At 39.3% G+C, this 13,788-nt stretch carries 15 protein-coding genes; 13 read left to right on the top strand and 2 right to left on the bottom strand.

What is annotated here, in order from left to right:
• Positions 1-78 precede the first annotated feature (78 nt).
• Together ADM33_RS05350 and ADM33_RS05345 are read right to left on the bottom strand one after the other, a co-directional pair.
• Positions 79-936 (bottom strand): YitT family protein, encoded by an 858-nt coding sequence (locus ADM33_RS05350; RefSeq protein ID WP_049503557.1) that lies wholly within the window; start codon positions 934-936, stop codon positions 79-81.
• Between the two features lie 62 nt (positions 937-998).
• A complete protein-coding gene (locus ADM33_RS05345; protein WP_049503554.1) occupies positions 999-2,654 on the bottom strand; it encodes an Rqc2 family fibronectin-binding protein in 1,656 nt (551 codons plus the stop codon).
• Positions 2,655-2,758: 104 nt separating this feature from the next.
• Here ADM33_RS05345 and ybeY point away from each other — a divergent pair, with 104 nt between their 5' ends.
• From ybeY to ADM33_RS05280, 13 genes are all read left to right on the top strand, one after another.
• Complete coding sequence (ybeY, locus tag ADM33_RS05340) at positions 2,759-3,256, top strand: rRNA maturation RNase YbeY (protein WP_049503552.1); 498 nt, start codon at positions 2,759-2,761, stop codon at positions 3,254-3,256.
• Entirely contained in the window at positions 3,237-3,632 is a 396-nt protein-coding gene (locus ADM33_RS05335; RefSeq protein WP_049503550.1) for a diacylglycerol kinase family protein, read from the top strand. Before ybeY ends, ADM33_RS05335 begins: the two co-directional genes overlap by 20 nt.
• A gap of 16 nt (positions 3,633-3,648) precedes the next feature.
• Positions 3,649-4,548, top strand: a complete 900-nt coding sequence (gene era, locus ADM33_RS05330; protein WP_049503548.1) for a GTPase Era — start codon at positions 3,649-3,651, stop codon at positions 4,546-4,548.
• 48 nt (positions 4,549-4,596) lie between these two features.
• Positions 4,597-5,421, top strand: coding sequence for a DNA-formamidopyrimidine glycosylase (mutM, locus tag ADM33_RS05325; protein WP_049503546.1), 825 nt, complete (start codon positions 4,597-4,599; stop codon positions 5,419-5,421).
• Positions 5,421-6,026 carry a dephospho-CoA kinase gene (gene coaE / locus ADM33_RS05320; RefSeq protein ID WP_049503545.1) on the top strand — a complete coding sequence of 202 codons (606 nt, stop codon included), beginning with the start codon at positions 5,421-5,423 and terminating at the stop codon, positions 6,024-6,026. Before mutM ends, coaE begins: the two co-directional genes overlap by 1 nt.
• On the top strand, positions 6,013-7,212 hold the full coding sequence (locus ADM33_RS05315; RefSeq protein WP_049503543.1) for a multidrug efflux MFS transporter: 1,200 nt from the start codon (positions 6,013-6,015) through the stop codon (positions 7,210-7,212). The genes coaE and ADM33_RS05315 overlap by 14 nt, the downstream gene beginning before the upstream one ends.
• Complete coding sequence (rpmG, locus tag ADM33_RS05310) at positions 7,212-7,361, top strand: 50S ribosomal protein L33 (protein WP_001809104.1); 150 nt, start codon at positions 7,212-7,214, stop codon at positions 7,359-7,361. Before ADM33_RS05315 ends, rpmG begins: the two co-directional genes overlap by 1 nt.
• A gap of 39 nt (positions 7,362-7,400) precedes the next feature.
• Positions 7,401-7,634 carry a preprotein translocase subunit SecG gene (gene secG / locus ADM33_RS05305; protein ID WP_000282514.1) on the top strand — a complete coding sequence of 78 codons (234 nt, stop codon included), beginning with the start codon at positions 7,401-7,403 and terminating at the stop codon, positions 7,632-7,634.
• A 98-nt stretch (positions 7,635-7,732) separates the two neighbouring features.
• The gene (rnr, locus tag ADM33_RS05300; RefSeq protein WP_049503541.1) at positions 7,733-10,075 is read left to right on the top strand and encodes a ribonuclease R; all 2,343 of its coding nucleotides are present in this window, start codon (positions 7,733-7,735) and stop codon (positions 10,073-10,075) included.
• Positions 10,038-10,505: an SsrA-binding protein SmpB gene (smpB, locus tag ADM33_RS05295; RefSeq protein WP_001051741.1), complete on the top strand. Its 468-nt coding sequence runs from the start codon at positions 10,038-10,040 to the stop codon at positions 10,503-10,505. Before rnr ends, smpB begins: the two co-directional genes overlap by 38 nt.
• 14 nt (positions 10,506-10,519) lie before the next feature.
• Entirely contained in the window at positions 10,520-11,380 is an 861-nt protein-coding gene (gene tehB, locus ADM33_RS05290; protein WP_049503539.1) for an SAM-dependent methyltransferase TehB, read from the top strand.
• A 198-nt stretch (positions 11,381-11,578) separates the two neighbouring features.
• Complete coding sequence (locus ADM33_RS05285) at positions 11,579-12,727, top strand: DUF1887 family protein (protein ID WP_001139564.1); 1,149 nt, start codon at positions 11,579-11,581, stop codon at positions 12,725-12,727.
• Positions 12,728-12,822: 95 nt separating this feature from the next.
• Positions 12,823-13,779, top strand: coding sequence for a competence protein CoiA (locus tag ADM33_RS05280; protein WP_049503537.1), 957 nt, complete (start codon positions 12,823-12,825; stop codon positions 13,777-13,779).
• Positions 13,780-13,788 lie beyond the last annotated feature (9 nt).

Below are 13,788 nucleotides of genomic sequence, written 5' to 3'. Positions count from 1 at the left end.
ACTGCGTCTTGCTCGACAATCCAAAGACAATTGAGAGGCTAGGACTTTTGTCCCAGCCTCATTTTTGATATCTAGATGTCATGAAGTTTCTTCTTTTACGAAGGTGAACCCTTCTCCTAAAATTTCGTGTGCTTCAGTGATGGTAATAAAGGCCATCGGATCCACGGTATGTATCATTTCTTTCATCTTAATCATTTCATTTCTTGCTACAATACAGTAAATAATTTTCAAATCTTTTTGACTGTAGTAGCCTTGCCCAGAAATGAAGGTGACACCTCTACCGAGCTCTTCATTGATTTTATCAGCTAACTCCATAGGCTTTTGGGTGATGATCATAAATCCTTTACCAGCATATCCGCCTTCACCAATCAAGTCAATAACTCTAGAGACGATGAAGTCAAATAAAAGTGTATAGGTTACGAGACGAAGGTCTTGGAAAATAATTAAAATGAGCATTAGGATAAGGAAGTCTAGTGCAAAGAGTAATTTTCCAACGGAGATATTGGTGTACTTGTTGAGAATTCGAGCGACGATATCTGTTCCACCAGTGGTACCACCAGCATTGAAGATAACACCTAGACCAAGTCCCAAAAGAACACCCGCAACCAAGGCAACGATAACCAAATCTCCTTCAAGATTAAAGTGGAGAGGAATCTTTTCAAAGATTGCTAACCAAATGGATAAGGAAATAGTACCAAGCAGGCTACTGTATAGGGTCTTTGCACCAAATATTTTCCAGGCTAGAATGAATAATGGGATATTGATGATGAGGTTCATCACGGAGATAGGGATGTTAAAGAGATAATAGGTAATCAAGGTGATTCCCGTTGCTCCACCCTCGAATAAGTGGTGGGGCACAACAAAATACGTGAGTCCGAAGGCATAAATGGCAGCTCCGAATATTATGGTTAAAATAGATTTGATATGCCGTAGCATTGAACGCACCTCCCATTTTTATTTGAGTCTATAGCAGTAACAGCCCACAAGTATACAAGATTTTATTTGATTTTCATGGACTGAATTTTTTCAGGGTCGGGTGTGACACGGAGGGTCTTTTGCCCAGTATAGGTGACAAAACCAGGTTTTCCACCAGTTGGTTTGTTGAGTTTTTTTACCTCAATCATATCTACTTGAACCAGGTTGGAGAGACGTCCCTTAGAGAAGTAGGCTGCAAGTTCTGCTGCGTCTGTTTTAACCTCATCAGTAGGATTGAGATTGCCAGAGATAACAACGTGACTTCCAGGGATGTCCTTAGCGTGGAACCAGAGTTCTTCTTTACGGGCCATTTTAAAGGTTAATTCCTCGTTTTGTAGGTTATTGCGCCCCACGTAGATGATCGTTTTTCCATCACTAGCTAGATACTGCTCTGGTTTCTGTCGTTTCTGGATTTTTTCCCTTTGTCTTCGACGGATAAATCCTGTTTGGATTAATTCTTCTCTAATTTCAGCAATTTCATCGAGTCCGGCTTGATTGAGTACCGTTTCGACACTTTCTAGATAGAGAATGGTTGCCTTGGTTTCTTCAATCAGGTCAGTCAAGTATTTAACAGCTTCTTTTAATTTCTGATAGCGTTTGAAGTAGCGTTGAGCATTTTGGTTTGGCGTTAAAGCCTTATCAAGTGCAATCGTGATAGGCTGATTGGTGTAGTAGTTTTCCAAAATGACTTGATCTTGGTCATTGGGAACTTGATGGAGGAAAGTGGTTAGTAACTCACCTTTTTGACGAAATTCTTCTGCATTTTCGGTAGCCAGAAGTTCTTTTTCCTGTTTCTTTAGTTTTTGACGATTCTTTTGTAGTTCGTTTTCGACGCGACGTATGAGTTCGCTAGCCTGCTGTTTGACACGATCACGTTCGGCTTTATCCTTATAATAGATATCAAGTAATTGTGAAAGACTGTCAAAATTCTCCGCTGTTTTACTAGAAAAAGGCACACAAGAAAAGGATTTATCTGTTAGGCAAGGTTTGGTTTCTTGTCCAAAGAAGTTCCGGAAAGTGGCTAGTTTATCATTAAGCAGTTGTCTTTCTAACTCGGTTGCTGTATCTCTTCCCAAACCTTGAAAGAGGATTTGAAGGTTTTTAGCTGTCAATTCTTGAGTTTGAAGAATTTCAAAGAGTTTTTCATCCTTGATGCTAAAAGGATTCAGAGTCTCTGTACTTGGAGGAGCGATATAAGTAGCACCTGGTAATAAAGTACGGTAGCTATTTTGAGAGAAACCGATATGCTTGATAACTTCAAGAATTTTGTGACTAGACTGATCTACAAGGAGAATATTGCTATGTTTGCCCATAATCTCGATGATGAGTGTAGCCTGGATATGGTCCCCAATCTCGTTTTTATTGGAAACCGTGATTTCCACGATACGATCGTTTTCAATTTGCTCGATTGACTCAATAACTGCTCCTTGAAGATACTTTCTCAATACCATAATAAAAGTAGATGGCTGAGCAGGGTTTTCAAAGGTGGACTCTGTTAACTGGATGCGTCCAAAAACTGGATGGGCAGACAGGAGCAAACGATGACTTTTACGATTGCTACGGATTTGCAGGACCAATTCTTGGTCAAAGGGTTGATTAATCTTTTGGATGCGACCATTTAGTAGTTCAGTTCGCAATTCCTCAACCATGTGGTGTAAAAAAAATCCATCAAATGACATGATTCTCTCCTCGTGAATGTATTCCATAGTATTATATCAAAAAGGTAGAATAAAATCATAGAAATGTGATATAATAAAGCCAAGTAAAGAGAATCGAGAAGCACATGTATATTGAAATGGTAGATGAAACTGGACAAGTTTCAAAAGAAATTTTAGAACAAACACAGGAAATTTTAGAATTTGCTGCAAAAAAAATTGGAAAAGAAGACAAGGAAATGGCGGTCACATTTGTGACCAACGAACGAAGCCATGAACTCAATCTAGAGTTTCGTGATACCGATCGTCCGACAGATGTCATTAGCCTTGAGTATAAGCCAGAGTTGGAAATTGCCTTTGACGAAGAAGATTTACTTGAAAATCCAGAATTAGCAGAGATGATGTCTGAGTTTGATGCCTATATCGGTGAGCTTTTCATTTCCATTGATAAGGCACATGAGCAAGCTGAGGAGTACGGTCATAGTTTTGAGCGTGAGATGGGCTTCTTGGCAGTGCACGGCTTTTTACACATTAACGGCTATGATCACTACACTCCCGAAGAAGAAGCGGAGATGTTCGGTTTACAAGAAGAAATTTTGACAGCCTATGGACTCACAAGACAATAAACGAAAATGGAAAAATCGTGACCTAATATCCAGTTTAGAATTTGCCATTACAGGGATTTTGACTGCAATTGAGGAAGAACGTAATATGAGAAAGCATGCAGCGACAGCTCTTGTAGTTGTTCTTGCAGGTTTTGTTTTTCAGGTGTCACGAATCGAATGGTTATTTCTACTTATGAGCATTTTCATGGTGGTAGCTTTTGAGATTATTAATTCAGCTATTGAAAATGTAGTAGATTTGGCTAGTCACTATCACTTTTCTATGTTGGCAAAAAAAGCTAAAGACATGGCGGCTGGTGCCGTGCTTGTGGTTTCTCTTTTTGCGGCTTTGACAGGTGCACTCATCTTTCTCCCACGGATTTGGGATTTATTATTTTAAACAGTAAGAGGAAATTATGACATTTAAATCAGGCTTTGTAGCTATTTTAGGACGTCCAAATGTAGGGAAGTCAACTTTTTTAAATCACGTTATGGGGCAAAAGATTGCTATCATGAGTGATAAGGCGCAGACAACGCGCAATAAAATCATGGGGATTTACACCACTGATAAGGAGCAAATTGTCTTTATCGATACACCAGGTATTCACAAGCCTAAGACAGCGCTCGGAGATTTTATGGTAGAGTCTGCCTATAGCACCCTTCGTGAAGTGGACACCGTACTTTTCATGGTGCCAGCAGATGAGGCTCGAGGTAAGGGTGATGATATGATTATCGAACGACTCAAGGCTGCTAAGGTTCCTGTAATTTTGGTGGTCAATAAGATTGACAAGGTTCATCCAGACCAGCTTTTGTCTCAGATTGATGATTTCCGTAACCAGATGGATTTCAAGGAAATTGTTCCTATTTCAGCCCTTCAGGGAAATAACGTTTCTCGTCTAGTCGATATTCTCAGTGAAAATCTTGAGGAAGGTTTCCAATATTTCCCTGCGGATCAAATTACTGACCATCCAGAACGATTCTTGGTTTCTGAGATGATTCGTGAAAAGGTCTTACACTTAACTCGTGAAGAAATTCCACACTCAGTTGCAGTAGTGGTGGACTCAATGAAAAGAGACGAGGATACAGACAAGGTTCATATTCGAGCAACTATCATGGTCGAGCGGGACAGTCAAAAAGGGATTGTCATCGGTAAAGGTGGTGCCATGCTCAAGAAAATTGGGACTATGGCCCGTCGTGATATCGAGCTTATGCTAGGGGACAAGGTTTTCCTAGAAACTTGGGTCAAGGTTAAGAAAAACTGGCGAGATAAGAAGCTAGATTTGGCTGACTTTGGCTATAACGAAAAAGAATATTAAGAAGAGGTGGGCAGTAGCCTGCTTCTTGTTTTTAGAGAAGGAGGAGTTATGCCTGAATTACCTGAAGTCGAAACGGTTCGACAAGGTCTTGAAAAACTGATTCTAGGGAAGAAGATTTCGAGTATAGAAATTCGCTATCCCAAGATGATTAAGACAGATTTGGACGAGTTTCAAAATGAAGTGCCTGGTCAAGAGATTCAATCGATGGGGCGCCGTGGCAAGTATTTACTTTTCTACCTGACAGATAAGGTCTTGATTTCTCATCTAAGGATGGAAGGCAAGTATTTTTATTACCCAACCAATGTTCCTGAGCGTAAGCATGCTCATATTTTTATCCAGTTTGAAGATGGTGGTACTTTGGTGTACGAGGATGTACGCAAGTTTGGAACTATGGAATTGCTTGCTCCTGAACTCTTAGATGCTTACTTTGTATCTAAAAAGCTTGGACCAGAACCTACTGAACAGGATTTTGACTTAGAGAATTTTATAGCTGCCCTGAAGAAATCTAAAAAACCTATCAAATCGCATCTTCTCGACCAGACTCTCGTTGCAGGATTGGGTAATATCTACGTGTATGAAGTTCTCTGGAGGGCCAAGGTTCATCCAGCTAGTCCTTCTCAGAGTTTGACAAGAGCTGAAGCGACAGCTATTCATGAACAGACCATTGCAGTCTTGGGGCAGGCTGTTGAGAAAGGCGGTTCAACCATTCGCACCTATACCAATGCATTTGGCGAAGATGGGACCATGCAAGACTTTCATCAAGTCTATGATAAAGCTGGACAAGCTTGTTCACGTTGTGGATCCATTATCGAAAAAATTCAACTCGGTGGTCGTGGAACCCATTTTTGCCCAAAATGTCAAAGGAGAAAGTGATGGGAAAAATTATCGGAATCACTGGTGGTATTGCATCCGGGAAGTCCACCGTCACAAATTTTCTAAGACAAAAAGGGTTTGAAGTGGTAGATGCGGATGCGCTTGTTCACCAACTTCAAAAACCTGGTGGTCGCCTTTTTCAGATTTTAGTAGAGCATTTCGGTGAAAAAGTCCTTCTAGAAGATGGGGGGCTGGATCGTCCATTACTTGCCAGTCTGATCTTTTCTAACTCTGAGGAGAGAGAATGGTCTAAAGAAACTCAAGGACAAATCATCCGTGAAGAATTGGGCTCTTTGAGAGACAAGTTCAGTGAAATAGAAGAACTATTTTTTATGGATATTCCATTGCTTTTTGAACAGGACTATGCTTCATGGTTCGATGAAACTTGGCTAGTTTATGTAAGCCGAGATACCCAGCTGGATCGCTTAATGAACCGTGATCAGTTATCCAAAGAGTCAGCTGAAACTCGTTTAGCTTCACAGTGGCCTTTAGAAGAAAAGAAGAAATTTGCTACCTATATATTAGACAATAATGGCAGTCGAGAGCAGCTTTTGAGTCAAGTAGTGACCTTACTTGAAGGAGGCGATGCCCATGCAAAAGATTAGTTGGAAGGATAATCTTCGTATTGCTTGGTTTGGTTGCTTTTTAACAGGAGCCAGCATTTCTCTCGTTGTTCCTTTCATGCCTATTTTTGTGGAACAGTTAGGAGTTAAAGGGGATCAAGTTGCCTTTTATTCAGGTTTAGCTATATCTGTTTCTGCAATTTCTGCAGCCTTTGTATCACCAATTTGGGGAATATTAGCAGACAAGTATGGTCGAAAACCTATGATGATTCGTGCAGGGCTAGCCATGACCATTACCATGGGCGGTTTAGCTTTCGTTCCAAATTTTTTCTGGCTCTTGTTCTTACGATTCCTTAATGGAGTTTTTACAGGATTTGTTCCAAATGCAACAGCCTTGATTGCTAGTCAAGTACCCAAAGATAGGTCTGGATACGCTCTAGGGACTTTATCAACTGGTGTTGTCGCTGGAACTTTGACTGGCCCCTTTGTCGGTGGACTCATTGCCGAAATTTTTGGCATTCGAAATGTCTTTTTATTAGTTGGTAGTTTCCTATTTTTGGCTGCTTTCTTAACCATTCTTTTTATCAAAGAAAAATTCCAACCAGTATCGAAAGAAAAAGCCCTTCCCACAAGAGAACTTTTTACCTCTGTCAAATACCCTTTTATCCTGTTGAATCTATTTCTAACTAGTTTTGTGATTCAATTTGCCGCCCAATCTATCGGTCCCATCCTTGCCCTTTATGTACGAGATTTGGGACAGAAAGAGAATCTTCTTTTTGTCTCTGGTTTGATTGTATCCAGTATGGGATTTTCAAGTATGATGAGTGCAGGTATCATGGGTAAATTAGGTGATAAAGTGGGCAATCATCGACTCCTTGTCGTAGCTCAGGTATATTCAGTTTTCATATATCTATTATGTGCAAATGCGACTAGCCCATTCCAATTAGGCTTCTATCGTTTTCTATTTGGTCTGGGGACAGGAGCTCTGATCCCTGGTGTAAATGCACTCCTTAGCAAGATGACCCCCAAATCAGGCATTTCAAGGGTATTTGCCTTTAATCAAGTCTTCTTTTATCTAGGAGGAGTGATAGGTCCCTTAGCAGGATCAGCAGTAGCGGGACAATTTGGCTATCACTCAGTATTTTATGCAACAGCTCTTTGTGTAGCTCTCAGTTGTTTATTTAACCTTATCCAATTTAGAACATTATTAAAAGTGAAGGAAATCTAGTGCGAGTAAAAATCAATCTCAAATGCTCCTCTTGTGGCAGCATCAATTATCTAACCAGTAAGAACTCCAAAACCCATCCAGACAAGATAGAGGTCTTAAAGTATTGCCCAAAAGAAAGAAAAGTGACTCTACATCTTGAATCTAAGTAGAAATTATGGTAGAATAATAGGGATTTTAAGGAGTTTGATATGTATAACCTATTATTAACCATTTTATTAGTATTATCTGTTGTGATTGTGATTGCAATTTTCATGCAACCAACTAAAAACCAATCTAGCAATGTATTTGATGCCAGTGCAGGTGATTTGTTTGAACGTAGCAAAGCGCGTGGTTTTGAAGCTGTGATGCAACGTTTGACAGGAATTTTAGTCTTTTTCTGGCTAGCCATTGCCTTAGCATTGACGGTATTATCAAGTAGATAAGAAAATAATGGGCGAGACTAGGTCTTTGCCTATTTTTATTTTTAAAAGAAATAAGGTTTTACACCAAAAAGAAATTAATATAAATCTAGAAAGTAAACATGAAAGATAGAATAAAAGAATATTTACAAGAGAAGGGGAGTGTCACAGTTAATGACTTGGCCAGTGCTCTCGGGAAGGATGGTTCAAAGGACTTCCGTGAGTTAATCAAAACTCTTTCCTTGATGGAACGTAAGCACCAGATTCGCTTTGAAGAAGATGGTAGTTTAACCCTAGACCAGAAGAAAAAACATGAGATTACCCTAAAAGGAATTTTCCATGCCCATAAAAATGGGTTCGGTTTTGTAAGCCTTGAAGGCGAAGAAGACGATCTTTTTGTTGGGAAAAGTGATGTTAACTACGCCATTGATGGTGATACTGTTGAAGTTGTCATTAAGAAAGTTGCTGACCGTAACAAAGGAACTGCTGCAGAAGCAAAGATTATCGACATCCTAGAGCACAGTTTAACGACAGTTGTTGGGCAAATTATTCTCGATGAGGAAAAGCCTAAGTATGCAGGTTATATCCGTTCTAAAAACCAAAAAATAAGTCAACCGATTTATGTGAAAAAGCCATCTCTCAAACTAGAAGGGACAGAAGTACTCAAGGTCTTTATTGACAAGTACCCAAGTAAGAAACATGACTTCTTTGTGGCGAGTGTCCTAGATGTGGTTGGACATTCAACAGATGCAGGAATTGACGTTCTTGAGGTCTTGGAATCAATGGATATTGTCTCAGAGTTTCCGGAGGCAGTTCTCAATGAAGCTGAAAGTGTACCTGATGCTCCATCCCAAAAGGACATGGAGGGGCGTCTGGACCTGAGAGATGAAATTACATTTACCATAGATGGAGCAGATGCTAAGGACTTGGACGACTCAGTTCACATCAAGTCCTTGAAGAATGGAAATTTTGAACTTGGAGTTCATATCGCGGATGTCTCTTACTATGTGACAGAGGGGTCTGCTCTTGATAAAGAAGCCCTCAATCGTGCGACCTCTGTCTATGTGACAGACCGTGTAGTTCCAATGCTACCAGAACGCCTTTCAAATGGTATTTGTTCCCTCAATCCTCAAGTAGATCGTTTGACCCAATCAGCTATCATGGAAATTGATAAACATGGTCGGGTTCGTAATTATACGATTACGCAGACAGTTATCAAGACAAGTTTCCGTATGACCTATAGCGATGTCAATGATATCCTAGCAGGTGATGAGGAGAAGAGAAAAGAATATAAGAAAATTGTTCCTAGCATTGAACTCTTGGCTAAGCTCCATGAAATTCTTGAAGGTATGCGGATTAAGCGTGGAGCTCTTAATTTTGATACCAATGAAGCTAAAATCTTGGTTGACAAACAAGGGAAACCAGTAGATATTGTTCTTCGTCATCGTGGGACTGCAGAACGTATGATTGAGTCCTTTATGCTGATGGCAAACGAAACAGTTGCTGAGCATTTCAGCAAGCTTGATTTACCTTTTATCTATCGTATCCATGAGGAACCTAAAGCTGAAAAAGTTCAGAAGTTTATTGATTATGCCTCTAGTTTTGGCTTGAGAATCTATGGGACTGCGAGTGAGATTAGTCAGGAAGCTCTTCAAGACATCATGAGTGCTGTTGAAGGTGAGCCTTATGCGGATGTTCTCTCTATGATGCTTCTGCGTTCTATGCAACAGGCTCGTTATTCTGAGCATAATCATGGTCACTATGGCCTAGCAGCGGACTATTACACTCACTTTACCAGTCCGATTCGCCGTTATCCGGACCTCTTGGTTCACCGAATGATTCGTGACTATGGACGTTCCAAGGAAATAGCAGAACATTTTGAACAGGTCATTCCAGAGATTGCGACCCAGTCTTCAAATCGTGAGCGCAGAGCTATTGAGGCAGAGCGTGAAGTTGAAGCCATGAAAAAAGCTGAATACATGGAAGAGTTTGTGGGTGAAGAGTATGATGCAGTCGTTTCAAGTATCGTCAAGTTTGGTCTTTTTGTTGAATTACCAAATACAGTCGAAGGCTTGATTCACATTACTAATTTACCTGAGTTCTATCATTTTAACGAACGTGATTTGACTCTTCGTGGGGAGAAATCAGGGATAACCTTCCGTGTGGGACAACAGATACGTATTCGTGTTGAAAGAGCCGATAAGATGACTGGTGAGATTGATTTCTCCTTTATTCCAAGTGAATTTGATGTCATTGAGAAAGGCTTGAAACATTCTGGCCGTAAGGATAGAGGTCGTCGTTCGGATAAGAAAGAAGACAAGAGAAAAGCTAGTCGCTCAAATGATAAGCGTAAGCATTCTTCAAAAGACAAGAAGAAAAAAAGTAAGAAACCTTTTTATAAGGAAGTAGCAAAGAAAGGAGCTAAGCATGGCAAAGGGCGAGGGAAAGGTCGTCGCGCAAAATAAAAAAGCGCACCACGACTATACTATCGTAGATACGCTAGAAGCAGGAATGGTCCTGACAGGAACTGAAATCAAGAGTGTTCGAGCAGCCCGCATCAATCTGAAAGATGGGTTTGCTCAGGTTAAGAATGGGGAAGTTTGGCTGAGCAATGTCCATATCGCTCCTTATGAGGAGGGCAACATCTGGAATCAGGAACCAGAACGTCGTCGTAAACTTCTCCTTCATAAAAAGCAAATCCAGAAATTGGAGCAAGAAACCAAAGGGACAGGGATGACTCTGGTTCCACTTAAAGTCTACATCAAAGACGGCTATGCCAAGCTTCTTTTAGGACTTGCTAAAGGAAAACATGACTACGATAAACGTGAGTCGATTAAACGTCGTGAGCAAGACCGAGACATTGCGCGTGTTATGAAAGCAGTTAACCATCGATAGAAAGAGTGAAGGAAATGGAAAAACTAGTTGCCTATAAACGAATGCCAGTATGGAATAAAGACACCATGCCTGAAGCTGTTCAAAGAAAACACAATACCAAGGTCGGAACCTGGGGCAAGATTACCGTATTAAAAGGGGCTCTTAAGTTTATTGAATTGACTGAGGAGGGAGAAGTTATAGCTGAGTACCTCTTTGAAGCGGGTGCTGATAATCCGATGGCGCAACCTCAAGCTTGGCACCGTGTAGAAGCTGCCACAGATGATGTGGAGTGGTATTTAGAATTTTATTGTAAGCCGGAAGATTATTTCCCTAAGAAATACAATACCAATCCAGTTCATTCGGAGGTTTTAGAAGCTATGCAGACGGTCAAGCCATGTAAGGCACTAGACCTAGGATGTGGTCAAGGAAGAAACGCCCTCTTTCTCGCTCAACATGGATTTGATGTCACAGCTGTAGATCAAAATGAGTTATCCCTTGAAATCTTGCAAAGTATCGTAGAGCAAGAAGATTTAGAGATGCCTGTCGGTCTCTACGATATCAATTCAGCTAGCATAGGACAAACTTACGATTTTATCGTATCGACAGTTGTACTCATGTTTTTACAAGCAGATCGTATTCCTGCTATAATTCAAAATATGCAAGAACAAACATCTATCGGTGGCTATAATTTGATCGTTTGTGCTATGGATACAGAGGATTATCCATGTTCTGTTAATTTCCCATTTACCTTCAAAGAGGGTGAGTTGGCAAATTACTACAAGGACTGGGAATTGATCAAGTATAATGAAAATCCTGGTCATTTGCACCGTCGTGATGAAAATGGCAATCGTATCCAACTACGCTTTGCAACTATGTTAGCTAAAAAAGTAAAATAAAAATCTTAAAACGAATAGCTATCCATTTCTATTCGTTTTTTCATATAAAGACTTGAGGGCCAATCAACTGAATTATGCTATACTAGATGTGTAGAAAATGCTTAAGACAATCTCTTAACCCATATTTCTATGAAGTTTATTCTAAGTAATTTTAAATTTTCCATACAACTAGTAAATTTTTAATAGGGAGGTAGCGATATGCCTAGTCTTTTAGTCGAACTTTTTGATCATCACACTATCGAGAAAAATGTTTATCAGACTTTTATTTGTGGTTGTGATGAGGTTTTATTTCTCTCCCTGAAAAAAATTGCAGAAGATGAAAGATTGGCCTTGAAACATTTTTTGCTGAATCAAGTTTCCCATGTAAAGCAAGTGCATTTTCGGCAAATAAGTCTAGATAAGATTACGGATGATTTGAATCTTTTCTTGACTAACTATGATTCAGTGACCTTAGATGTTTTTGGAGGAGATTCGATATTAGCTATTTTTCTGTATCAGTATGGTTTGGAAAAGCAATTACCGATTATTGCAATAGATATTGAGAAAGGAAAACAATTTAAATGGAAAATGGGTAAAGTGGAGAAGGAAGAGTTAGTGATTCCTAACCTAACCATTGAACAGTTGATGGCCTTAAGGGGTGGTAAACTCATCAAAGCGAAACAACCTAAATACAGTCCGAAACAAATTACTACCATCAAAAAACTAGCAAACTATGCAATTTTAAACCCAGAAGAATGGTATCTGATCACTCAATTCTTTGCATTAGCAAAAACAACTGATTTCCACGCTGAAACAGCAAGAGTTTTGGAAAGTAACGGTAAAAAGTACCCTTATCCAGAATCTATGATTCCTCTACTAACAGAAGCTAACTTGATTCATATTGATGAGGAAAGTTCCGATCATATTAGTTACACTTTTTCTAGCCCCGAGGCACAATTGCTCTGTCGCACTAAAGGTCATATTTTAGAATTATATCTCTATCTTTTAGCGATAGAGTCAGAGTATTTTGATGAATGTATGATAGGGGCAGAAATTGACTGGAATGGTATTTTCCCTGAAGTTGATAATGTACAAAATGAAATTGATGTTGTCCTCCGTAAAGGTCAATCTATTATTTTTATATCTTGTAAAATGACAGACTTGTCTGTGGAAGCTATTAATGAACTAGAGGTATATGCTAATCATTTTGCTGGTGAAACTTGTTTGAAATTAATTGTTTGCTCTGGCAAAATCAATCCCGTATATAACCATCGCTGTCAAGAGTACGGTGTGTTGGTGATTAAACAAGATCAAATTTCAAATTTGATTCCCATGTTACAAAAACAGATCAAAAAGCATAAAATATGAGCTGGGTTAAAGAATTATCCTCAAAATATAATGGAAAGGCTGGTTTTCTCAGCCTTTTTCTTATACTTTTCGAATAAAGTAGAAGAGGAGGTTTTATGTTCTTAGCTAGAGATGAAAATGGGAGGTTAGTCAATGCCTTGGAGGATGAACTAGTCAAACAAGCTTATTATTGTCCAGCTTGTGGAACAAGTGTTCGCATGAGAAAAGGGAAAAATGTGAGAAGGCATTTTGCGCATGAAAGTCTCAAAAAATGTGATTTTTTCCATGAAAATGAAGGACCAGAGCATCTGGAAAACAAGAAAAGACTGTTTTATTGGGCTAAGGAGAATGATGAGGTTGAAATGGAATATCCCATACCTGAACTGAAGCAGATTGCTGATATCTTTATCAACAAGCAACTAGCTCTAGAAATTCAGTGTAGTCCCATTTCTTGTGAACTTTTACGGGAGAGAAGCAATGGTTATCGAAGTTTGGGAATTCAAGTTCTTTGGCTACTAGGAGAAAAGCTCTGGCTAAAAGAACGACTAACTCAACTTCAGAGAGATTTTCTTTACTTTAGTAATAACATGGGCTTTCATATTTGGGAGTTAGACCATAAAAAACAAGTTTTGAGACTCAAGTACCTCCTCCACCAAGATTTGAAAGGGAAACTCCATTATCAGGTCAAGGAATTTCCTTATGGCAAAGGAAATCTTCTAGAAATATTACGGACTCCTTATCAGCAACAAAATATTATCACTTTTTCAGTGAAACAGGACAGGAACATTTGTCATTACATTCAAAAACAACTCTACTATCAAAATCCCTATTGGATGAAGCAACAAGCCAAGGCCTACTTGAGAGGGGAGAACCTTTTGAATCTGAAGAATCAAGACTGGTATCCTCAAGTAAGGCCGATAGAACATGATTCTTTTTGTCAAATTAAACAGGATATTAGTGATTATTATCGCAACTTTCGAATTTATTATCAAAAAAATCCTCAAACTGAGTTACAAAAGCTCTATCCACCTGCCTTTTATCAGCAATATTTCTTAAAAAATATGGTAAAATAGAAAGGATGG

Origin of the sequence: Streptococcus oralis, assembly GCF_001075875.1 — a bacterium.
Classification (GTDB): Bacteria; Bacillota; Bacilli; order Lactobacillales; family Streptococcaceae; genus Streptococcus; species Streptococcus oralis_I.
Note: the sequence above shows the minus strand (reverse complement) of the source record. Positions and strands in the feature narration are given on the sequence as shown.